This window comes from Allochromatium tepidum, assembly GCF_018409545.1.
Taxonomy (GTDB): Bacteria; Pseudomonadota; Gammaproteobacteria; order Chromatiales; family Chromatiaceae; genus Thermochromatium; species Thermochromatium tepidum_A.
Window position 1 is genome coordinate 2,563,774 of the sequence record NZ_AP024563.1, and the last position, 21,162, is coordinate 2,584,935.

Annotated in this window: 23 protein-coding genes and 4 pseudogenes; 11 read left to right on the forward strand and 16 right to left on the reverse strand. The window is 64.5% G+C overall.

All coding sequences use genetic code 11. The features are described from left to right. Positions 1-381, forward strand: a complete 381-nt coding sequence (locus Atep_RS12300; RefSeq protein WP_272876289.1) for a type IV pilin protein — start codon at positions 1-3, stop codon at positions 379-381. 249 nt (positions 382-630) lie between these two features. After that, positions 631-990: a DUF1640 domain-containing protein gene (locus Atep_RS12305; protein WP_213378791.1), complete on the forward strand. Its 360-nt coding sequence runs from the start codon at positions 631-633 to the stop codon at positions 988-990. Positions 991-1,019: 29 nt separating this feature from the next. On the opposite strand, the gene Atep_RS12310 is transcribed toward Atep_RS12305, so the two are convergent. Together Atep_RS12310 and Atep_RS12315 are read right to left on the reverse strand one after the other, a co-directional pair. Beyond that, positions 1,020-1,625 carry a DedA family protein gene (locus tag Atep_RS12310; RefSeq protein WP_213378792.1) on the reverse strand — a complete coding sequence of 202 codons (606 nt, stop codon included), beginning with the start codon at positions 1,623-1,625 and terminating at the stop codon, positions 1,020-1,022. 22 nt (positions 1,626-1,647) lie between these two features. After that, a complete protein-coding gene (locus tag Atep_RS12315; protein ID WP_213378793.1) occupies positions 1,648-3,063 on the reverse strand; it encodes a sodium-dependent transporter in 1,416 nt (471 codons plus the stop codon). 152 nt (positions 3,064-3,215) lie between these two features. On the opposite strand from Atep_RS12315, the gene Atep_RS12320 reads away from it, so the two are divergent. Further along, positions 3,216-4,286 carry a serine hydrolase gene (locus Atep_RS12320; protein ID WP_213378794.1) on the forward strand — a complete coding sequence of 357 codons (1,071 nt, stop codon included), beginning with the start codon at positions 3,216-3,218 and terminating at the stop codon, positions 4,284-4,286. 4 nt (positions 4,287-4,290) lie between these two features. On the opposite strand, the gene rluB is transcribed toward Atep_RS12320, so the two are convergent. Genes rluB through Atep_RS12355 form a run of 7 tightly spaced genes read right to left on the reverse strand, consistent with a single transcriptional unit; the run spans position 4,291 to position 10,073 of the window. Further along, positions 4,291-5,190 carry a 23S rRNA pseudouridine(2605) synthase RluB gene (gene rluB, locus Atep_RS12325; RefSeq protein WP_213378795.1) on the reverse strand — a complete coding sequence of 300 codons (900 nt, stop codon included), beginning with the start codon at positions 5,188-5,190 and terminating at the stop codon, positions 4,291-4,293. Further along, a complete protein-coding gene (scpB, locus tag Atep_RS12330) occupies positions 5,187-5,774 on the reverse strand; it encodes an SMC-Scp complex subunit ScpB (protein WP_213378796.1) in 588 nt (195 codons plus the stop codon). Before scpB ends, rluB begins: the two co-directional genes overlap by 4 nt. Beyond that, the gene (locus tag Atep_RS12335; protein ID WP_213378797.1) at positions 5,771-6,637 is read right to left on the reverse strand and encodes a segregation and condensation protein A; all 867 of its coding nucleotides are present in this window, start codon (positions 6,635-6,637) and stop codon (positions 5,771-5,773) included. The genes scpB and Atep_RS12335 overlap by 4 nt, the downstream gene beginning before the upstream one ends. Before the next feature lie 13 nt (positions 6,638-6,650). Then, positions 6,651-7,868, reverse strand: coding sequence for a tryptophan--tRNA ligase (locus tag Atep_RS12340; protein ID WP_213378798.1), 1,218 nt, complete (start codon positions 7,866-7,868; stop codon positions 6,651-6,653). Positions 7,869-7,887: 19 nt separating this feature from the next. Next, complete coding sequence (locus tag Atep_RS12345; RefSeq protein WP_213378799.1) at positions 7,888-8,559, reverse strand: site-2 protease family protein; 672 nt, start codon at positions 8,557-8,559, stop codon at positions 7,888-7,890. After that, positions 8,559-9,182 carry an L-threonylcarbamoyladenylate synthase gene (locus Atep_RS12350; RefSeq protein ID WP_213378800.1) on the reverse strand — a complete coding sequence of 208 codons (624 nt, stop codon included), beginning with the start codon at positions 9,180-9,182 and terminating at the stop codon, positions 8,559-8,561. Before Atep_RS12350 ends, Atep_RS12345 begins: the two co-directional genes overlap by 1 nt. A gap of 21 nt (positions 9,183-9,203) precedes the next feature. After that, positions 9,204-10,073 (reverse strand): PHP domain-containing protein, encoded by an 870-nt coding sequence (locus Atep_RS12355; protein WP_213378801.1) that lies wholly within the window; start codon positions 10,071-10,073, stop codon positions 9,204-9,206. 131 nt (positions 10,074-10,204) lie between these two features. Between Atep_RS12355 and Atep_RS12360 the strand changes: the two genes are divergently transcribed. From Atep_RS12360 to Atep_RS12370, 3 genes are all read left to right on the forward strand, one after another. Beyond that, the gene (locus Atep_RS12360) at positions 10,205-10,951 is read left to right on the forward strand and encodes a hypothetical protein (RefSeq protein WP_213378802.1); all 747 of its coding nucleotides are present in this window, start codon (positions 10,205-10,207) and stop codon (positions 10,949-10,951) included. 76 nt (positions 10,952-11,027) lie between these two features. After that, a complete protein-coding gene (locus Atep_RS12365; RefSeq protein WP_236786197.1) occupies positions 11,028-11,309 on the forward strand; it encodes a hypothetical protein in 282 nt (93 codons plus the stop codon). A gap of 11 nt (positions 11,310-11,320) precedes the next feature. Then, complete coding sequence (locus Atep_RS12370) at positions 11,321-12,160, forward strand: HDOD domain-containing protein (RefSeq protein WP_213378804.1); 840 nt, start codon at positions 11,321-11,323, stop codon at positions 12,158-12,160. Positions 12,161-12,261: 101 nt separating this feature from the next. On the opposite strand, the gene Atep_RS12375 is transcribed toward Atep_RS12370, so the two are convergent. Further along, positions 12,262-12,408, reverse strand: a complete 147-nt coding sequence (locus Atep_RS12375) for a hypothetical protein (protein WP_213378805.1) — start codon at positions 12,406-12,408, stop codon at positions 12,262-12,264. Positions 12,409-12,418: 10 nt separating this feature from the next. On the opposite strand from Atep_RS12375, the pseudogene Atep_RS17180 reads away from it, so the two are divergent. Then, positions 12,419-12,532 (forward strand): annotated as a pseudogene (locus Atep_RS17180) (IS481 family transposase); the annotation flags it as partial. A gap of 101 nt (positions 12,533-12,633) precedes the next feature. On the opposite strand, the gene Atep_RS12380 reads toward Atep_RS17180, so the two are convergent. Continuing rightward, a complete protein-coding gene (locus tag Atep_RS12380) occupies positions 12,634-13,242 on the reverse strand; it encodes a histidine phosphatase family protein (protein ID WP_213378806.1) in 609 nt (202 codons plus the stop codon). Between the two features lie 191 nt (positions 13,243-13,433). Here Atep_RS12380 and Atep_RS12385 point away from each other — a divergent pair, with 191 nt between their 5' ends. The 3 genes from Atep_RS12385 (at position 13,434) to Atep_RS12395 (ending at position 14,933) form a co-directional block, all read left to right on the forward strand. After that, positions 13,434-13,733, forward strand: coding sequence for a hypothetical protein (locus Atep_RS12385; RefSeq protein WP_213378807.1), 300 nt, complete (start codon positions 13,434-13,436; stop codon positions 13,731-13,733). Positions 13,734-13,827: 94 nt separating this feature from the next. Then, positions 13,828-14,289: a hypothetical protein gene (locus Atep_RS12390; RefSeq protein ID WP_213378808.1), complete on the forward strand. Its 462-nt coding sequence runs from the start codon at positions 13,828-13,830 to the stop codon at positions 14,287-14,289. A gap of 146 nt (positions 14,290-14,435) precedes the next feature. Beyond that, positions 14,436-14,933, forward strand: a complete 498-nt coding sequence (locus tag Atep_RS12395) for a bacteriohemerythrin (RefSeq protein WP_213378809.1) — start codon at positions 14,436-14,438, stop codon at positions 14,931-14,933. Between the two features lie 21 nt (positions 14,934-14,954). On the opposite strand, the gene tadA is transcribed toward Atep_RS12395, so the two are convergent. The 5 genes and pseudogenes from tadA to guaB all read right to left on the reverse strand — a co-directional run. After that, on the reverse strand, positions 14,955-15,470 hold the full coding sequence (gene tadA / locus Atep_RS12400; RefSeq protein ID WP_272876290.1) for a tRNA adenosine(34) deaminase TadA: 516 nt from the start codon (positions 15,468-15,470) through the stop codon (positions 14,955-14,957). A 17-nt stretch (positions 15,471-15,487) separates the two neighbouring features. Then, positions 15,488-17,062: a glutamine-hydrolyzing GMP synthase gene (gene guaA, locus Atep_RS12405; RefSeq protein WP_213378810.1), complete on the reverse strand. Its 1,575-nt coding sequence runs from the start codon at positions 17,060-17,062 to the stop codon at positions 15,488-15,490. Positions 17,063-17,064: 2 nt separating this feature from the next. Further along, positions 17,065-17,631: pseudogene (locus Atep_RS12410) on the reverse strand (IMP dehydrogenase); the annotation flags it as partial. 1,029 nt (positions 17,632-18,660) lie between these two features. After that, positions 18,661-18,735: pseudogene (locus Atep_RS17185) on the reverse strand (hypothetical protein); the annotation flags it as partial. After that, a pseudogene (gene guaB / locus Atep_RS12420) lies at positions 18,736-19,662 on the reverse strand (IMP dehydrogenase); the annotation flags it as partial. A gap of 163 nt (positions 19,663-19,825) precedes the next feature. Between guaB and xseA the strand changes: the two are divergent. Continuing rightward, positions 19,826-21,154 (forward strand): exodeoxyribonuclease VII large subunit, encoded by a 1,329-nt coding sequence (gene xseA, locus Atep_RS12425; RefSeq protein ID WP_213378811.1) that lies wholly within the window; start codon positions 19,826-19,828, stop codon positions 21,152-21,154. Positions 21,155-21,162 lie beyond the last annotated feature (8 nt).

Below are 21,162 nucleotides of genomic sequence, written 5' to 3' on the forward strand. Positions count from 1 at the left end.
ATGCAGAACAAAGGCTTTACCCTCATCGAGCTGATGATCGCGGTGACGATCGTGGGGATTTTGGCTTCGATCGCCTATCCTTCCTACCAAAGCCATGTGCTCAAAACCCGGCGCAAGGCGGCCGAAGGCTGCCTGATGGAGCTGGCGCAATGGATGGAGCGCTATTACACGACCAACATGACATACGCAGGCGCCTCTTTGCCGACCACTTCATGCCGAACCGATCTCGGCAGCTACTACACTTTCAGCTTCGACGGCACACCCGCGGCTACGGCTTTTACCCTCAAAGCCGAGGCTCAGGGCGCCCAGGCCAATGACACTAGCTGCACTTCGCTTACAGTCGACCACATCGGCCAGAAAACCCCGAGCGGCTGCTGGTAGTGCTGTGGCGGTGAATGCCGTAGCAACGCATAACGGAGGGGCGAATGAGGATTCGCCCCTTCTGTTGGGTAGGTATCTGGGTTTGGTTGGCGATTGCCTTATTCCGCAAGGCGTAGGCTTGGCGCCTATTGGGTTACCCACACAAAAAAAGCTTCACCTGCGATTTGCCCTGTTCGCATGGGTACTTGCGTGCCCTACGCTGACGACGCCGGCTGCCGGAGAGTATAATCGGCTGGAATCGGAGAAACTATGAGCGTCATTGAACTTTACGACAAGCTGCGCACTGCCCCGGATGAAACCACCCGGGCCCGTCTCATTGCCGAAGCGTTTGAGGCGTTTGAATCGCGTTACCCGCACTTTCAGGAACTCGCCACCCGCACGCACCTGAGCGAAACCGAACTCAGGCTGCAGAAGGAAATCGAGCTTGTTCGCTCGGAGCTACGGAAGGAAATCGAGCAAGTACGTTTACAAACCGAACAGGTGCGCTCAGAGCTTAAGATAGAGCTTGCTAACGTTAAGGCCTCGCTATTGAAATGGAGTTTCCTGTTTTGGCTGACCCAGTTTAGCGCGATTTTGCTGCTGTTGTTTCGGTTGCAGGGAGCGGCGTAGGGTTGCCCCCCACCTGAGGCTCAACGGCTTCAGGCCGCCTGACGCCGGTGATTCCAGACCACATAGACCACCAGCGTCAGGCCCGCGAAGACCAGGGCCGCGACGGTCACCAACGGCAGGTTCTCACGGATGAGGGCCTCGTTGCCGCCGATGAAATAGCCCAGCGCGATCAGCATCAGCGACCAGAGTCCGGCTCCGAACCCGGTATAGAAAGCAAAGGTCGCGACCCGCATCCGCGCCAGCCCCGCCGGGATCGAGATCAACTGCCGGATGCCCGGAATCAGACGCCCGGTGAAGGTCGAAATGGCCCCATGGCGCGCGAAGAAGGCGTCCGTCTTGTGCAGGACGTGCGGAGCGATGAAGAAATAGCGTCCATAACGCTCCAGGAAGGGGCGCCCCACCGCCAGCGCCAGCCCGTAATTGATGAAGGCTCCGATCAGACAGCCGACGATCGAGGCCGGCAGCACCAGGCTCGGATCCATCCGCCCCTGATGCGCCAGATACCCCGCCGGGATCAGCACCACCTCGCTCGGAAAGGGGATGAAGCTCGACTCGATGGCCATCAGCACCATCACCCCCGTATAGCCCCAGCCGTCGACCGTAGCCAGCAGCCAGTCGATCATGTCATGCAGCATCCGCTCATACCTCGCGCGCGGTTCAAATCAATCCGATAGCGTTGAAAAAAACGATCACGACCAAGGCGGGCGAAACATAGCGGACCAGGAACCGCCAGGTGCGATATCCCAGCCCATCGCCCAGACGCAACTCACCGCGCGAGGCGGATCGCGACATCACCCAGCCGGCGAAGAGCGCAATGAACAGCCCACCCAGCGGCAAGAGGATGTTGGCCGTCAGATAGTCCAGGAGATCGAACCAGGTCTTGCCCAACAGCTGGAAGGACTCGCCCGACCAGAGATTGAAGGACAGCACCGAGCCGATGCCCAGGAACCAGGCCAGCACGCCGACCCCGAACGTCGCCGAGACGCGCCGCATCCCCCGATTCTCGACCAGCCAGGCCACCGCCGGCTCGATGAGTGAGATCGCCGAGGTCCAGGCGGCGAACACCAGCAGTACGAAGAACAGCATACCGAAGAAACGCCCGCCCGGCATTGCGCCGAAGGCGATCGGCAGCGTCTGGAAGACCAGTCCCGGACCGGACGCCGGTTCCAGGCCGTTGGCGAAGACGATCGGGAAGATCGCCAGACCCGCCAGCAGCGCTGCCGTGGTGTCGGCCACCACGATGGTCAGGGTGGCACGCGCGATCGAGGCATTGCCCGGCATATAGGAGCCATAGACCATGATCGCCCCCATGCCGAGGCTGAGCGTGAAGAAGGCATGACCCAAGGCGATCAACAGCGGCTCGCCGTTGAAACGGCACGACTTGACTCCGGACTCCAGCAGCTCGCAATGCTGGAACACCTTGCTGATATCCGGGTGGAACAGGAACGCGAACCCGCGCCCGAAATCTCCTTCATACAGCGCATAGAGCACCAGCACCACCAGCAGCGCAAAGAGCGCCGGCATGAGCACCGTCACGGCCTTCTCCAGTCCGCCGCGCACGCCGCGCGCGACCACCGCCCCGGTCATGGCCATGAAAATGGTGTGCCAGGCGAGCATCGACTCAGGCGAACCCAACAAGTCCTTGAACAGCGCCGAGGCGGCGTCGGCATTCGCCCCGGTGAAGAGTCCGGCGCCGGCGCGGAAGACATAGGCCAGTGCCCAGCCGGCGATCACGCTGTAATAGGAGAGGATCAGCAATCCCGTCACCACCCCGAGCCAACCGAGCCAGCGCCAGGCCGGATGGGCCTTCTCTTCGGCCACCAGGGCGCGCATGGTATTGATCGGACTCCGGCGCCCGCGCCGTCCCATGAGGATCTCGGCCATCATGATCGGCACACCGATCAGGGCGATACAGATCAGATAGACCAGAACGAAGGCGCCGCCGCCGTTCTCGCCCGTGATGTAGGGGAACTTCCAGATATTGCCCAGACCGACGGCCGAGCCGACGGCCGCCAGGATGAAGACGAACCGCGACGACCATTGGCCGTGGATGGAACCCTGTGTGTCCGGCATGGGGTGCGCGCCCTCGATGATGGTGTTGTCGATCTCGAGCGGTCATTTTCCGCCAAGCGTATCGGCGTCACAAGGCACGGGCCGCGCCGGCCGCCAATCCCCTATGCAATAATTGCCATTTGATTCAAACCACCCTGAGGGACTTCACCGCCATGCCCAGGTTCCCCGTCTCCCATTCCCGACCCGATCAACGACGGCGATCAGGCGCCGCCCGCCTGACACGCCTGCTGTTCGTGCTGCTGTTCTCCGGTCCCATCGTCCTGACCAGCGGCGCCTGCGCCAACAATCAGTCACGCCAGGATCGCTCGACCCAGACTCCCACGCCGCCCAAGCCCTATGTCAATGCCTCGGCGCCCGTCAATCCATCGGGCTACGACTGGCGCAACATCGAAGGCACCCAAGACGGCCGGCGACTGAACGAGCGTTCGAGCGAGTGGAGCGGACTCAACCGCGCGGCCCTGAATCTGCACTCGGCCAGCGCGATGATCGTGGACGAACGCGGCAATGTCCTCTACTCCAAGAACGCGCGTGCGGTCCGCCCCATCGCCTCCGTCACCAAGTTGATGACGGCCATGGTGGTGCTGGACACCGGCGTCTCGCTCCAGACGCCGATCCGCATCGTCGAGGACGACCGGGACCGGCTGAAAAACAGCCGCTCGCGCCTGCGCATCAATGACACCGTCCTGCCGCGCCGCGAGATGATCATGGTCGCCATCATGTCCTCGGACAATCGTGCCGCCCATGCGCTCGGGCGCACCACCTTCAGAGGCGGCACACCCGCCTTCATCCAGGCCATGAACCGTAAGGCACGCGCGCTCGGGATGCACAACACCCAGTTCGTCGACTCCTCCGGACTCGATCCGCGCAACCGCTCCACGGCCGAGGATCTGGTCAAGATGGTGCGCGCCGCCGCCAATTATCCGCTGATCCGTGAGACGACCTCGCGCAGTGAGATGACACTGCGTCCCTTCTCGGACGGCACTCCGCTGCAATATCGCAATACCAATCCGCTGGTCCGTAGCCCGGAATGGACGGTCGAGGTCAGCAAGACCGGCTTCATCAACGAGGCCGGCCGCTGTCTGGTCATGCGGGCGCGCATCGACAATCGGCACTTCTACATGGTCTTCCTGGGTTCCGACGGCAAACTCGGTCCCATGGGCGACTCCAACCGGGTGCGCGAATGGATCCTGGCCGGCAACACACGCACGACAGCCGCGCGTTGATCTCTCAGCGCGGACGCCGCCCCCACTTCGACCCTTCGCCCGATGTGGAGCCACCGTCGGGCTTGTGTCGCCCGGGCTTCACGGCTCCAGGGGCGGAACGGCGCAGACGCGGACGCTCCAGCACGCGCAGTCCGGCCAGGGCCATGAGCTCGGCGCGTTCCTCGTCGGTCAGCGGACGCCAGTTGCCGGGGAAGAGCCGTCGGCCCAGCTCGACATTGCCGTAGCGGATGCGGATCAGCCGGCTGACGGTGCAGCCGGCGGCCTCCCACAGTCGGCGCACCTCGCGATTGCGTCCCTCGCGCAGCACCACGTTGTACCAGTGATTGGCGCCGGTTCCGCCCTGATCGGTGACGCGCTCGAACCTGGCCGGGCCGTCTTCCAGCTCGATGCCGGCGGTCAGGCGCTCCAGGGTCTCGGGCGCGACCTCGCCGAGGATGCGCACCGAGTATTCGCGCTCGATCTCGCGCGAGGGGTGCATGAGCCGGTTGGCCAGCTCGCCGTCGGTGGTGAACAGGATCAGGCCCGAGGTATTGATGTCGAGCCGACCGACCGCGATCCAGCGCCCCTGCTTGGGTCGCGGCAGACGGCGAAAAACGGTCGGGCGCTCCTCGGGATCGCGGCGCGTGACCAGTTCGCCCTCGGGCTTGTGGTAGACGATGATCTGGGTCTCGGAATCGCGCTTGGGCTTGAGCGTGACATCGCGCCCGTCGACGCGGATACGGTCGGCACGGGTAGCCTGATCGCCGAGCTTGGCGAGCTGCCCGTTGACGCGCACCCGGCCCTCGCTGATCCAGCCCTCGATCCGGCGGCGCGAGCCGAGTCCGGCCTCGGCGAGCAGCTTCTGGAGCCGGACGGGTTCGTCGCCGGAGCCTGGACGAGGGGGCGGCTGTCGATCGTTCTTCATGAGGTGTTCTCGGTCGGTTCGGACGTCGGCACGACGTTCGTGGATAGGAAATAGGACTCGGGGTCGCGGATCTCGGACAGGGGCGGCAGCTCGTTGAGCGAGCGCAGTCCGAAGTAATCCAGGAAGCGGCGCGTGGTCGCATAGAGCGCCGGTCGGCCCGGCACGTCGCGATGCCCCACGACCCGCACCCATTCGCGCTCGGTGAGGGTCTTGATGATGTTGGTGCTCACGGCCACGCCGCGGATGTCCTCGATCTCGCCGCGCGTGATCGGCTGGCGGTAGGCGATCAGGGCCAGGGTCTCCAGCAGGGCGCGCGAATAGCGCGGGGCCTTCTCGTCCCACAGCCGCGCCACCCAGGGCGCGACGGATGCACGCACCTGCACCCGATAACCGCCCGCGACCTCGGCGATCTCGATGCCGCGTCCCTCGTAGTCGGCGCTCAGTGCGCGGATACAGTCGAGGATGGCGGCGCGCTCGGGGCGCTCGTCCTCGCCGAAGAGTTCCAGGAGCCGGTCGAGCGTCAGCGGACCGCCGGCGGCGATCAGCGCCCCCTCGACGATGGCTTTGAGCGGCTGGTCGGTCATGCGGTGGTCGCGGGCGAGGACTCGCGCAGTTTGACATGGATGGGGGCGAAGGACTCGGACTGCACCAGTTCGAGCACGCTCGACTTGATCAGTTCCAGCAGCGCCAGAAAGGTCACGACCACGCCCGGACGGCCTTCGCTCGGGTCGAAGAGATCGGTCAGACGCGCAAACCCGCCGCCGTTCAGACGCTCCAGCACCTGCGACATGCGCTCGCGCAGCGACAGTTGTTCCTTCTCGACTTTGTGGCTGGTGAAGAGTTCGGCGCGCGCCAGCACCTCGCGCAGTGCCGACAGCAGTTCGTGCAGATCCACGTCCGGCGGTCGGCGTCGGATGAATCCGGGCGGCACAGCGGCCTCAACGACGAAGTGATCGCGTTCCAGTCGGGGCAGCGCGTCGAGATCCGCCGCCGCCTGTTTGAAACGCTCATACTCCTGGAGCCTTCGGACCAGATCGGCGCGCGGATCGACGCCCTCCTCTTCCGCCTCCTGCGGTCGGGGCAGCAGCATCCGCGACTTGATCTCGGCCAGCATCGCGGCCATCAGCAGATACTCGGCCGCCAGCTCCAGACGCAGCTCATGCATCAGCTCGACGTATTCCATGTACTGCTCGGTGATCTCGGCGATCGGGATGTCGAGGATATCCAGATTCTGACGCCGGATCAGATAGAGCAGCAGATCGAGCGGCCCCTCGAAGGTTTCGAGGAAGACCTCCAGCGCATCGGGCGGGATATAGAGATCCTGGGGCAGCGTCAGGAACGGCGCGCCCCGGACCATGGCTAGGGGCGGCTCCTGTCGCACATCCGCCGTCGAGCGATCAGGCTCGACGGCGGCAGCGATCCCCTCCGCTTCGCTCGGTGCGTTCAAGGTTCGACGGACTTCAGGACATCACCAGCGACATGGCGTGACGGACCTCTTCCATGGTCTCACGCGCCACATCACGGGCCTTTTCACAACCTTCGTTCAGGATACTGCGCACCAGATCGGGCTGGGCCTCGTACTCGCGTGCGCGCTCCTGGATCGGCGTCAGTTCGGCAAGCACGGCATCGATGATCGGCTGCTTGCACTCCAGACAGCCGATCCCCGCCGAGCGGCAGCCCTGCTGCACCCACTCGTGCACCGAGCTGTCGGAATAGACCTGATGGAACTGCCACACCGGACACTTCTCGGGATCGCCCGGATCGGTGCGCCGCACCCGTGCCGGATCGGTCGGCATGGTCCGTAGTGCCTTCTCGACCTCGGCCGGCGAGTCGCGCAGTGAGATCGTGTTGTCGTAGGACTTGGACATCTTCTGACCGTCCAGCCCCGGCATCTTGGACGCCTTGGTCAAGAGCGCCTGCGGCTCGGGCAGGATGATGCGCCCGCCGCCTTCCAGATAGCCGAACAGCCGCTCGCGGTCGGACAGGGTGATGTTCCCCTGCCCTTCGAGCAGCGCGCGCGCCACCTCCAGCGCCTCCTGATCGCCCTGTTCCTGATAGCGCCGCCGCAACTCGTCGAACAGCTTGGCGTTCTTCTTGCCCATCTTCTTCTTGGCCTCTTCGGCCTTGATCTCGAAGTCCGGCTCGCGCCCGAAGATATGGTTGAAGCGCCGCGCCACCTCGCGCGTCAGCTCGACATGGGCGACCTGATCCTCGCCGACCGGCACCTGTCCGGCCTTGTAGATGAGGATGTCGGCGCTCTGGAGCAGCGGATAACCGAGAAAGCCATAGGTCGCCAGATCGCGTTCCTTGAGCTTCTCCTGCTGATCCTTGTAGCTCGGCACCCGTTCGAGCCAGCCGAGCGGCGTGATCATGGACAGCAGCAGATGCAGCTCGGCATGTTCGGGCACCCGCGACTGGACGAAGAGCGTGGCCGAGCCGGGATTGATACCGGCGGCCAGCCAGTCGATCACCATGTCGCGCGTACTGTCGGGGATGTTGGTCGGATCTTCGTAATGGGTGGTGAGCGCATGCCAGTCGGCGACGAAGAAGAAGCACTCGTACTCGTGCTGCAACTCCAGCCAGTTCTTGAGCACACCATGATAATGGCCGAGATGCAGCCGTCCGGTCGGACGCATGCCCGAGAGTACGCGTGCGTGTTGATGTGAGACAGAAGCCAAGAGTCGATGACCTCGCGTGTCAGACGAAAAAGAGTTCCTTGACGATCCCGCTGCCCGGCAGCAACCCGAGGGTCCAGACGACGATCGGCAGCAGGACGGCCCCGAGCACGCCGGTGACGAGCAGGATCAGTAGGATGACGAGTCCAAAGGGTTCGAGCCGTGAGAAGGCACGCGCCACGCGCGGCGGCAGCAGCGAATTGAGCACCCGCCCGCCGTCGAGCGGCAGCAGGGGTACCAGGTTCAGCACCATCAGGAAGACATTGATGAGCACGCCCGCCGCGCCGGTGTAGACCAAGGGCAGCGCGATCCACTGGCTGACTGGAAACAAGAGCAGTCCGGTCCGGATGATCAGGCTCCAGGCGAGCGCCATGATCAGATTGGCCCCCGGGCCGGCGACCGCCACCAGCGCCATGTCGCGCCTTGGATGCCCCAGGTTGCGCCAGTTCACAGGCACCGGCTTGGCCCAGCCGAACAAAAAGCCGGTGAAGAAAAAGGCCAGCGCCGGCACCAGCAGCGTGCCGACCAAATCGACATGCCGCAACGGATTGAAGGTCACGCGCCCGAGCCGGAGCGCGGTGTGGTCGCCGAGCTTGTCGGCGACCCAGCCGTGAGCGGCCTCGTGCACGGTGATGGCCAGCAGGACAGGCACGGCCAGCACCGCCAGCAGTTGTATGTGATTGAGCGCTTGCATCATTCCTCGAACAGTGTGGCGTCGCCCTTGCCGCGACGCACCAGGGCCGGCGGATCGGCCGTCATGTCGACTACGGTCGTCGGCTCCAGGCCGCAGAAGCCGCCGTCGATGATCAGATCCACATGTTTGTCGAGCGCCTCACGCATGTCGTAGGGATCGGTCAGCGGCTCGTCGTGATCGGGCAGGATCAGCGTGGTGCTCAGGATCGGCTGATCGAGTTCGCCGAGCAGCGCACGACAGATGACGTTGTCCGGCACCCGCAGACCGATCGCCTTGCGGCGCGGATGCAGCAGTCGGCGCGGCACCTGCTTGGTCGCCTCGTGGATGAAGGTATAGGCGCCGGGCGTGAGCGACTTGAGCATCCGATAGGCCTGATCGTCGATCTTGGCATAGCTGGCGATCTCGGAGAGATCGCGACAGACCAGGGTGAAGTTGTGCTTGTCGTCGAGCCGCCGGATGCGCCGGATGCGCTCCATCGCCGACTTCTCGCCGATCTGGCAGCCGAGCGCATAGGATGAATCGGTCGGATAGACGATGACCCCGCCTTCGAGCAGGATCTCGACCGCGCGACGGATCAGCCGCGGCTGGGGATTCTCGGGATGGATCTGGAAGAACTGCGCCATGAAGGGTTCTCGGTTCGGTCTTTAACCGCAGGCCGCGCGAGGCTCCTGGAGCGCCGGCTCGGACCAGTCGCGCCAGAGGGGCACACAGCCCTCCGGCAACGGCGGCAACCGACCGAGTTCGAGCCAGGGATTCTCGGGTCCATGATAATCGGAACCCGCCGAGGCGCGCAGACGCTGCTCGCGCGCATGACGGGCGAAGGTGAAGGCTTCGTCGCGACTGTGACTGCCGGTGACGACCTCGACGCCGACGCCGCCGAGTTCGCGGAACTCGCCGAGCAGCCGCTGCATCCGACTGCGCGTCAGACCATAGCGGGCCGGATGGGCGATCACCGCCTCGCCGCCGGCGCCGCGAATCCAACCGAGCGCTTCCTCCAGACTCGCCCAGTCGCCCGGCACATGACCCGGTTTGCCGCGCGTGAGGAAGTGCCGGAAGACCTCGTTGGTGTCCGCTGCGTGCCGCTGCTTGACCAGCAAACGCGCGAAATGGGTGCGACCGACGAGACGCCCCCTGGCCAGCGCCCGCGCACCCGCGTAGGCGTCGTCGATGCCGTGCTTGGCCAGCCGCCGCCCGATCTCCTCGGAGCGCCAGGCACGAAATTCCATCAAGCGCGCCAGCCCAATCTGAAGCTCCACGTTGGCCGGATCGAGCCGCAGACCCACCACATGCACCGTGAGCGTGTTCCAGGTGACGGAGATCTCGACGCCCGGAATCAGGATCAGCCCCTGTGCATCCGCCGCCCGCGCGGCCTCGGCCAGACCGTCGGTGTTGTCGTGATCGGTGAGCGCCAGCACCCGTACCCCAGCCGCGCCGGCGCGCGCCACCAGCTGCGTCGGCGTGAGGGTGCCGTCGGAGGCGGTCGAATGCGTATGGAGATCGGGAATGGGATGCATCGGCCTAGTTTAACCGAATGACGAAGGCGGCGTGCGATCGGGCGCGCGACGAATACCCGTGCGATTGCTATGCTTTCGAGATCCACGGACCTGCCCCACGCGGGGACGGGTCGACGCAGAGGCCGGACACCATGCTGCCACCGATCGACATCAGCCACATCGCGCAGCGTCTCGACGAACTCGGCGAGGAACTCCAGCGCGTCAGCGACGAGTCGGTCGAGTCCGTCGAGCCGACGCCGCGGGCGCTGCTCGCGGGACTCGAACGCCTGCTCGACGTCCTGCACGCCGCCGACAACGGATCAGAGGCCGACTTTGCGCGCCGGATCCGGCAGGCGACCGGCTCCGACCCCGAACTCATCCTGGAGCACGGACTGCGTCTGATCGTCCAGCTCACCGAGCTGGCCCAGCGACTCAACCTGCCCACGCAGGCCCAGGCGCTGGAACGCCTGGCCCTCCCGCTCAGCGTCTGGATGCTGCGTCGCGGCTGCGAGCTGCCGCATCCCGAGCCCGTGGTCAACGCGCTCGCACGGCTGGCCAATGGTCTGCGCCGACCCGAGTCGCTGATCGAACTCTATGGACTCATGAACGAGATCATGGACGCCATCGGCATCGAGCGCGCCCTGGAGCTGGAGACCGACAATCCGGCCCGCCCCTGGCGCGTGCTCCTGATCAACCGCGCCATCGTCGCCACCCGCACCCGTCAGCCGCTCTTGATGGAAGCGGCATTTCAGACTATCGTCGAGCACCTGCCCGAGGAGGCGCCCGACTTCTTCCGCGAGGGTATGGGTCAGATGGAGACGCTCGACTATCCGCCCCAGGCGCGCGAGGTCATGCAACGCTATTTCGAGACCTGGTGCGCGGGGCAGCGCCTGCACTGATTGCATCATGTAGAATGCGCCAATCGACGACGACAGCGGAAAGCCTCTCATGCGCCTCGCGGAGATCCAACCAGGCATGCGGCTCGCCAAGGACGTTCACGATCCTCATGGTCAGATCCTGATCCGTGCCGGCGTCGTCCTGGGCGAGCGCCAGATCCGGGCGCTGAGGTCGTGGGGCGTGGCCGAGGTCGCCATCGTGCAGGACGAGGACGCGGTCGATTCAGGAATCCGCGATCCCGAGATCATCGACGAGATCCGTCGCTCAATCGATATCCAATTCAGCTTGAGTAATCGCGATCATCCCGTGATTCAGGCCTTGCAAGCGCTCTGCCTGAGCCGAGCGCTCGATCGGTCCTAGGGAGTCAGGGTATGGGCGCTGACCGTCTCATCGAACGACTCGGCGAGCTCCCCGCGCTCCCGACCGTCTATCAGCGTGTGCGCGAAGCCCTCACGGCCCCGGACGGCGCGTTGGAAACCGCGGCCGGCCTCATCGAGGCCGACCCGTCCATGAGCATGCGCCTGCTGCGTGTCGCCAACAGCCCGCTCTATGGATTGGCGACCAAGGTCGATACCATCCTGCGTGCCTTGACACTCATCGGCACGACCGCCGCCCACCATCTGGTGCTGTCCACCGCCTTGATGACGGTGTTCCGTGATCTGCCGCTCGGCACTGTGTCCATGCGCTCGTTCTGGGAGCATGGCCTCGCCTGCGGCGTGGCGGCCCGCCTCATTGCACGCCAGGGCGGTCGGGCCAACCCGGAACACGCCTATCTGGCCGGACTGCTGCACGACATCGGACGCCTGCCGCTCTACATCCTGGAGCCGCTCGACATGGGCGCCGCCCTGCAGGCCCATCATGAACGCCAGGGCCATCTGCACGACCTGGAGCGGCAATACCTGGGCATCGACCACACCGAACTCGGTGCCATCCTGCTCGCGCACTGGCAACTGCCCGAGGTCTTCCGCTCGGCCGTCTCCGATCACCATGCACCCTGGCGTTCGCCGGGCTCATCCGAAACCGCCGTCGTGCATGTCGCCGACCTGATCGTCAACAGCCTCAGACTCGGCACCAGCGGCACGCGCTGGGTTCCGGTGCTCGACGACGGAGCCTGGCATCTGACGGGACTCGATATCGAGCAACTTCCAGCCATACTCGAAGCGACCATCACAACTACGCGGGACGTTATCTCGGCCTTCATGGAGTCGTGATGAAACAGGTTCCACCACCCAGATTGCTCTCCCCCGCCGAGCCGGCCGGCGACCTCTCGTCGGGGTCGGTGCCGAGCCTGCATCCAATCACGCCCGACGTCCTACGTGAGGTCATGTCGCGCCTGCCGACCTGCCGTTCGTTCGCCGAACTGTTCACCGCCATCGAGCGCGGCGCGCGTCTGCTCCTGCCGACGGTTCAGATGGCGTTTCTGCTGCGCCGGCCGGACGCCTGTCTCGAGATCGTCCATTGTGTGCCGCCTGCCGCAGCGGAAAACCTTCGGACATATCGCCTCGATTCAGGCACTCAAGGCATGGCGCGACAAACGCCCAGAACGCTTCAAAAAACGTGTCTACAACCTCCGCTCCGGGGACTTGTCACACGATTGCCGACGCGATGTCGGTCATGGGAAAACAGCTCACCCTGTCAGCTCGCTGAACGATCGACAGCGCTTGAGCCGAAACCACACTGCCGGTCAATCGACGACGCTCGCCTGGATCGCAATGGAGGAAATCCCAAAGTGATCCAGGCGAATACGACTGATCGAAGCATGACCGATCTGCAACCGATACCAGCGCTCCGGTCGTGCGCCGAGCGCATAGCCCAGAACCGCCCGGATCACCCCGGCATGACAGACGATCAGCAGACGCTGCCCCGGATAAGCGGCGACCTGGCGCTCATAGGCCGCCACGATCCGGCGCTGAAACGGCTCCAGCGACTCACCGCCCGGCGGCCTGACCACCACGGGATCACGCTTGAAGGCCGCGAATCGCTCGGACTCGCGCGTGCGGATCTCCTGGTGTGAACGCCCTTCCCAATCACCCATGCCGATCTCGCGAAACTCCGGGTCGACGGCCAGGGGCAAGGCGTACCGCGCCGCCAACTCAGCGGCGAAGAGCCGACATCGACGCAATGGCGAGCTGATGATCTGATCCCAGTGGCGATGCTCGCCGACCGCACGACGCATCTGCTCCCAACCGAGCGGCGACAGCGGATCGTCGATGCCATGCCCGCGATAGCGCCGCCCACCCACCGGCTCGCCATGCCGCATAAAATCGACCACGGTTTCTCCGGTCTCGTTCATACTGCCCCCCTCTCCATGTACGTCGACCTCCATCGCGTGCGTGGACGATTCCAATAAGCCATCGGTCTTCAGTCGCCCATCTGGATTTTCGCGCCTCCGCACCCATACTGGGTCGCTTATACGGATCGCCACGATGGACGCGAAGATTCTTATCCGCCATCCATTTTTCAACGCCGAGAAGCTGACCACGCATGAAGCCAAAGATCTACGAAGGCATCCACAATCAGGAACAGCCCATGACCCCGACGGCCAACATCATCCGCGATGCCTGGGTATTCGGGATCATCCCCGAGGACGAGACCTGCGAGGGCTGGACCATCCAGGGCATCGACGCCCTCTACGACAAGGTCACGGCCGCCTGGCAACCCTATGGCCATCTGGTCTCCAACCTGCCGCCCGAACTGCGCGACCGTCATGCGCGCATCTATGCCGAGGCCATCGAGCGGGCGCGCTCCTCCGGCTGGAATCCGGAACTCGACGAGACCGACTGACGTCGAACCGCCGATTCCGACCGCTCCGGCCTGGGCATCGCTTGAGGCCCGCCGGAGCCGAAGCCGATTCCACCTCAATGAGAACGCGCCGGCCATGTCCAGCTACTTCGTCCGGGAAGTCTTCTTCCGTCCCGATACCGAATATGCGCGCGAGCTGACCACCATCCCGGCCCCCCTCCACAACGCCCTGCGCCGCCTGCTGAAACAGGCGCGCGGATCGAGCGTGTTCGTCCCGATCCGCTCGATGCAATATCTGGCCGTGATCGACGCCGAGGAGGTCATCTTCGTCGATGCCCTGGGCGGCTACGCCTATCACGACGGCGAGGGCGGACGACTGATCCGACTGGCTTGGCGACCGTTCGTCGGACGGGCTTCGCTGTGCGACCCCGTTTCCTGTGAGATGGTCTACTATTTCAATGATCTGAAGGACGTACAGCGGCGGCTGTTGTCCGAGATCGGCCCGGCACTCGATCAGCTGCAACTCAAGCCCGCCGGCGGAACGCCGCCGAACGCCAAAGCCCGTATCCTGGCGTTCAAACCCCCTCGCGCGTCGTAACGAGGCGGTTTTTATTACACGGATTTACGCAACCCAACGTTCGACCGATCGCTGAGCATCACATAGCCGTATCCACCCGGTGCCCCGGCACCGGCTTCAACACACTAAATAAGCGAACCACAAGAGTACGCAAGACGGAGGATTTCATGACTCGATTACTGACTTGGCACGAAGAATGGTCGCTCGATATCGAGCTGCTCGATCAGGATCACCGCGCGCTGATCGAGCAGCTCGCCGATATCTGTCTGCGTTTCTGCCCCGAGGCGTCACACGGACGCTCGGGAGACGCCAACGCCCTGCTCGACGCCCTGACCCGCCTGGGTGAGTCGATGCGCGAGCATTTCCAGCGTGAAGAGGCGTTCATGCGTTCGTTCGACTATGAAGGCATCGGCGAGCATCAGTGCGAACATGCCGTACTCATGGCCGAATTCACCACCCTGCTGCGCGAATGGCGCGCAGAGGGCTTGGCCGTCTTCGACGAGGCCAGTCAGGGCATCATCCGCGATTGGCTACTGGCCCACATCCTGGGGGCCGACCGTCATTTCGCCGAGGTGTATTTCAATCTCTTCAGCGACACCGCCGTACCCGAGCGTTTGGGTGCCATGCGTCTGTATCAGTCGAGCTACCGGGCGAGCCGGCGCTGAGCGCCGAAAGGCTCCGAACGCTCAAGCCGTCGTGTCCTGGGCCGACGCCGGACGATCCGAGGTCGAGCGCGTGCGTCGTGCACGGAAGAAGGCCCTGAGCACCTCACCGCAGTCCTCGGCGAGCAGACCGCCGCGCACCTCGGTACGATGATTGAAGCGTCCATCGGACGGCAGCAGGTCGAAGACGCTGCCGCAGGCGCCGGCCTTGGGGTCGGGCGCGCCATAGACCACTTGAGCGACACGCGCATGGACGATGGCCCCGGCGCACATGACGCAGGGTTCGAGCGTGACATAGAGGATGGAGCCGGGCAGGCGATAGTTGCCGCCGCGCCGCCCGGCATCACGCAGGGCCTGGATCTCGGCATGGGCGCTCGGGTCGTGCCGGATGATCGGGCGGTTCCAGCCCTCGCCCAGGATCTCGCCCCCCCGAACCAGCACCGCCCCGACCGGAACCTCCCCCTCCTCGGCCGCGCACCGCGCCAGCTCCAGGGCGTGGCGCATCCAGTGCGCGTCTGCGTCAGCGAATGTGTCGCTCACGCCGATTCAGCCCCGACTCACTCCCACTCGATGGTCCCCGGCGGCTTGCCGGTGATGTCATAGACCACGCGCGAAACGTTCGGCACTTCGTTGGCGATGCGCCGGCAGACCAGATCCAGGAAGTCATAGGGCAGATGCGCCCAGCGCGCCGTCATGAAGTCGATGGTCTCGACCGCACGCAGGGCGATCACGGGCGCATAGAGCCGGTTGTCGCCGACCACGCCGACCGAGCGCACCGGCAGGAACACGGCGAACGCCTGCGAGACCTGATCGTAGAGATCGGCGCGGCGCAGTTCCTCGATGAAGATGTGATCGGCCTGACGCAGCGTATCGGCGTAATCCTTGTGCACCTCGCCGAGAATGCGCACCCCGAGTCCGGGGCCGGGGAAGGGATGGCGATAGACCATCTCATAGGGCAGACCCAGCTCGACACCGATCTTGCGCACCTCGTCCTTGAACAGCTCGCGCAGCGGCTCGACCAGCTTGAGGTTCATCTCCTCGGGCAGTCCGCCGACGTTGTGATGCGACTTGATGACCCTGGCCTTGCCGGTCTTGGACCCCGCCGACTCGATGACGTCCGGATAGATGGTGCCCTGCGCCAGCCACTTGACGTCCTGGAGCTTGCTCGCCTCGTCGTCGAAGACTTCGATGAAGGTGTTGCCGATGATCTTGCGTTTCCGCTCCGGATCGCTGACGCCCTTCAGGCGACCGAGGAAGCGCTCTTCGGCATCGACCCGGATCACGCGCACGCCCATGTGCCGGGCGAAGGTGCTCATCACCTGATCGCCCTCGCCGAGCCGCAACAGGCCATTGTCGACGAAGACGCAAGTGAGCTGGTCGCCGATGGCCCGATGCAGCAGCGCGGCGACCACGCTGGAATCGACCCCGCCCGAGAGTCCGAGCAACACCTTGTCGCCGCCGACCTGAGCGCGGAGGCGCGCCAGGCTGTCCTCGATGATGTTGTCCGGCGTCCAGAGCCGCCCGCAGCCGCAGATATCGTGGACGAAGCGTTCAAGAATGCGCTGCCCCTGACGGGTGTGGGTGACTTCGGGGTGGAACTGCACGCCATAGAAACGGCGCGACTCATCGGCGATGCCGGCCAGCGGCGCGCTATCGGTCTCGGCGATGACGCTGAACCCCGGCGGCAGCACGTCGACCCGGTCGCCGTGGCTCATCCAGACGTCGAGCAGCCCGTGCCCCTCGGGGCTGGTGTGGTCCTCGATATGGCGCAGCAGCCGCGAATGACCGCGCACCCGCACCTGGGCATAGCCGTATTCGCGATGGGTCGAGGGCACCACGGCGCCGCCGAGCTGGGCGGCCATGGTTTGCAGCCCGTAGCAGATCCCGAGCACGGGCACGCCCAGCTCGAAGACGATGGGATCGGCGCGCGGCGTCTCGGCCTCGTGGACCGACTGCGGACCGCCGGAGAGGATGACGCCCTTGGGTGCGAATTCGCGGATGGACTGGGCATCCATGTCCCAGGCGTGGAGTTCGCAATAGACCCCCGCCTCACGCACGCGCCGGGCGATGAGTTGGGTGTACTGAGATCCGAAGTCGAGGATCAGGATACGGTCGGCGTGGATATTGGCCATGATCAGCTGTCGATCCGGTAGTTGGGCGCTTCCTTGGTGATCTGCACGTCATGCACATGGGATTCGCGCATCCCGGCGGCACTCACGCGCACGAACTGCGGCTTGGTGCGCATCTCGTCGATGGTGGCGCAGCCGGTATAGCCCATGCTGGAACCCAGTCCGCCGACGAGCTGATGGATGACGTTGAGCAGGCTGCCCTTGTAGGGGACGCGGCCCTCGATACCTTCAGGGACCAGCTTCTCCTTTTCGGTATTCTCCTGGAAGTAGCGGTCGCTGGAGCCTTCGGACGAGCCCATGGCCCCGAGCGAGCCCATGCCGCGATAGGACTTGTAGGAACGGCCCTGATAGATCTCGACCTCGCCCGGCGCTTCATCCGTACCGGCGAAGAGTCCGCCGATCATGACGCTGTACGCGCCGGCGGCGATGGCCTTGGCGATGTCGCCCGAGTAGCGCAGACCGCCGTCGGCGATCAGCGGAATGCCGGTGCCCTTGAGCGCCTCGGTGACATTGGCCACCGCCGTGATCTGCGGCACGCCGACACCGGCGACGATGCGCGTGGTGCAGATCGAGTTATGCACGATCGCGTTATCGGCGATGAAGCTATGCGTCGGACAGTCGACTTCGATGTCATAGACCGGGAGCGCCAAACGCAGCGGCTGACGGTCGAGAATTTTGAGTACCTGATGTTCTTCAGTCAGACGCTTGGTATACGAGACATTGAGACGCGCACGGTAAGAGTCGCGGCAGTCGGCATCTGAGACACCCACGAGACCGCCCGCCGACCCCGGCTCGACATGACAGTTCGGCAGACTACCTTTGACCAGTAGCGAAAGGATATTGAAGAGCTCGACCAGCGCTTGTGAGGTGTTGGTAAAGCCAATCCGACCATCAGCGGCCGTATAACCGTCGCTATCGACTAATCCATCGAAGAGTCCATGTAGATACTCAGGATTGGCGCATAACCATTCGGACGGCAGATGTTTTTCATGCCGCTTGCCGCAGCGGGCTAACAATCGTGCCCATTGCAGCGAGTAGAAATAAACATTGATGATGCCCGGTCCTTCTGACTGTACCGGTTCGACACCGGTGACTTCCTGAACACAGTGACTCAACTTGTCGGCGATGGACTGCTCGCGTTCGCTGAAATACCATGAGACCCGACCAACTTCAGAGTTTTTCGAGGCGGCGATGAAGGCATGACCATCACCTAGGAAGGTACCGAACAGATAGCCGAGCTCATAGGAATCGCGGATCTCACAGTGATAGCGCGCAAGCTGTAGATCCTTGCGAATGGCGCAATCGGCAAGATTGATTTCGATGTGATTCGGTAGTTCAAAATCGATCCGGCGCGGGAACAGACAGACACCGCGTTCGACTTCAGCAATCGGTGTCCAATCGATTTTTGATTCACCTAGACGAGTTGGGCGCTCCAACACCTCGACGTACCCTTTGGAGGCAACCGTCTCGGCACTGACCGTACTCAGATCGCCAATCAGATAGCGATGGTCGGGCGTGGCCAACGTACCCAGAAAAGACGCTGCATGACGGATTTGCATGACCTCGCGCACGCCGGTGCACCAAGCATTGACGACCGTAACCGGCTTGCCGTCACGATTGATGACACGATCACCAGGATGCACCTGCTCAATATTTTTATAGGTCGCGTTGGCCATCAAGACGCGCGTACCAGCCGCAAAACAGCCTGGACCGATGCCGACCTTCACCGCGTCCGCTCCGGCCTCGGCCAGCGCGCGCGCAGCGTCCGCCGTAGCGATGTTGCCGCCGATGACCTGGAGATCCGGATAGTGCGTCTTGACCCAGCGCACCCGATTGAGCACGCCTTGCGAATGACCGTGCGCGGTGTCGACCACCACCACGTCGACGCCCGCCTCGACCAGCGCGGCGATGCGTTCCTCGGTGCCCTTGCCGACGCTCACCGCCGCGCCGCAGCGCAGACGCTCGTGATCGTCGCGCGAGGCTTTGGGGAAGTCCTTGGCCTTCTGGATATCCTTGACCGTGATCAGTCCGCGCAGCTCGAAGCGGTCGTTGACCACCAACACCTTTTCGATGCGATGCTTGTGCAGCAGACCGAGCACTTCCTCGCGACTCGCCCCCTCCTGGACTGTCACCAGACGCTCTTTCGGCGTCATGATGGCCGAGACGGGTTCGCCCATGCGGGTCTCGAACCGCAGATCGCGCCCGGTGACGATGCCGACCAGCTCGCCCTTGTCGGTGACGGGCACGCCGGAGATGTTGTTGGCATGGGTCAGGGCCAGCACCTCGCCGATGCTCATGTGCGGTGAGACGGTGATCGGATTGCGGATGATGCCGCTCTCGTACTTCTTGACCGCCAGCACTTCGCGTGCCTGACGCTCGGCACTCATATTCTTGTGTATGATACCGATGCCGCCTTCGAGCGCCATGGCGATCGCCAGACGCGATTCAGTGACCGTGTCCATGGCCGCCGAGACCAGCGGGATGCGCAGATCGATCGCGCGGGTGAGTTTGGTGCTGAAGTCGACCTCGTTCGGCAGCACGGTGGAATGGGCTGGAACGAGCAGGACGTCGTCGAAGGTGAGTGCTTCCTGGATCAGGCGCATGGCTGGAGGCTCCGCGGATCGCGTCGAGAGACTGAGGGACCGGAGCAAACGCGCAGAAAGCCCCGGCGGCTTGGCGCCGCCCGGTCGGAGCCGGCTCCCCGCCCCAACCGGCGGTGCTCTGGATAAACGGAGAAGTATAAAATAACCGACGCAAAGAGTAAAGATGGACTTCTCACGTGACATCCACAGCATCTCGCGCCTGGTCAGCGAGGCGCGCGCCGTGCTCGAGACCGGCTTTCCGGTACTTTGGGTGCGCGGCGAGATCTCGAATCTGGCCCAGCCCAGCTCGGGGCATCTCTATTTCAGCCTCAAGGATGCCGGGGCGCAGGTGCGGTGTGCACTGTGGCGTTCCAAGCGTCAACGGCTGATCTTCGCTCCGGTCAACGGACAGCAGGTGCTGGCACGCGCGCAGGTTTCACTCTATGAACCCAGGGGCGAGTTTCAGCTTCTCATCGAGCATCTGGAGCCGGATGGCGAGGGCGCGCTACGGCTGGCCTTCGAGCAGCTCAAGCAGCGGCTCGCCGCCGAGGGGTTGTTCGAGGCGGCGCTCAAGCGTCCGCTGCCGCCCTTTCCGCGTCAGGTCGGGCTCATCACCTCGCCGAGCGGCGCGGCGGTGCGCGATCTGATCACGGTGCTCGGTCGGCGCTTTCCGGCGCTGCCGGTGCTGATCTATCCGGCGCTGGTGCAGGGCGAATCGGCGCCCGAGTCACTGATCGCCGCACTCGAACTGGCCAACGCGCGCGCCGAGTGTGATGTGCTGATCCTGGCGCGCGGCGGCGGTTCGCTGGAGGATCTCAACGCCTTCAACGACGAACGGCTGGCGCGGTCCATACGGGCGTCCGGGATTCCGGTGGTCAGTGGCATCGGGCACGAGATCGACTTCACCATCGCCGACCTGGTCGCCGACCAGCGCGCGGCCACGCCCTCGGCGGCGGCCGAGCTGGTGGCGCCATCGGGCGCGCATCTGCGCGAGCGCGTCGCTACGCTTTCCAACCGCCTGATCGCGGCCCAACAGCGGCGGCTCGACACGGCTCGCCGGCGTCTGAGTGCGAGCCGGCGCCATCTGAATCTGCTGCACCCGGCCGCGCGGCTCCAGCAACAGGCCCAGCGGCTGGATCGCGCCGAGTGGCGACTACGCACGCTCATCGTCAACCGGATCGGCGAGGCCCGCCGGCGTCTGCAACCGGTCGTCGAGCGACTGGAACGCCAGGCGCCCGCGCATCGGATCGAGCGAGCACGCCTGAAGCTGGAGGCACTGGAACGCCGTCTGCACCGTGCGCAGTCCGAACTGCTGATACATCGGCGCGAACGGCTGTTGCGCGCCGTCGCCGGACTGGAGGCACGCAGTCCGCTGGGCACCCTGAGCCGCGGCTATGCCATCCTGACCCGCTTGCCCGAGGGCGAGATCGTCCGCGATCCGGCTCAGGTCGCGCCGGGCGATCGGCTCCAGATCCGGGTGGCCGGCGGACTCATCGAGGCTCAGGCCCGTTGACGTCAGGC